This is a genomic window from Pseudomonas sp. SIMBA_041 (assembly GCF_046535095.1).
In the GTDB taxonomy this organism is placed as follows: Bacteria; Pseudomonadota; Gammaproteobacteria; order Pseudomonadales; family Pseudomonadaceae; genus Aquipseudomonas; species Aquipseudomonas mucoides.
In genome coordinates, this window is record NZ_JAWRXJ010000813.1 from 1 (window position 1) to 243 (window position 243).

Genomic DNA, 243 nt, shown 5'->3' on the forward strand with positions numbered 1-243 from the left:
GAGGTGCGCCGGGGCGATCAGTCGATCACGGTCAGTTGGCCCGTGTCCGAAGCCGCCCAGTGTGCCGCCTGGCTGCGCGAGTGGATGCGGTGATCCGCGTCGACGAGATCTGGCTGGCGACCGATCCGCTGGACATGCGTGCCGGTTTCGACACGGCCTTGGCGCGCGTGGTCAAGGTATTCGGTGCCGCGCACCCGCACCATGCTTATCTGTTCGCCAATCGCCGCGCCAACCGCATGAAGG

General features: G+C 67.1%; 1 protein-coding gene. It reads left to right on the forward strand.

Features of this window, described 5'->3' with window-relative positions; all coding sequences use genetic code 11:
* Positions 1 to 89: 89 nt before the first annotated feature.
* Positions 90 to 243: IS66 family insertion sequence element accessory protein TnpB (gene tnpB, locus SB725_RS33385; protein ID WP_410923721.1), on the forward strand; the 154-nt coding region annotated here is incomplete at its 3' end.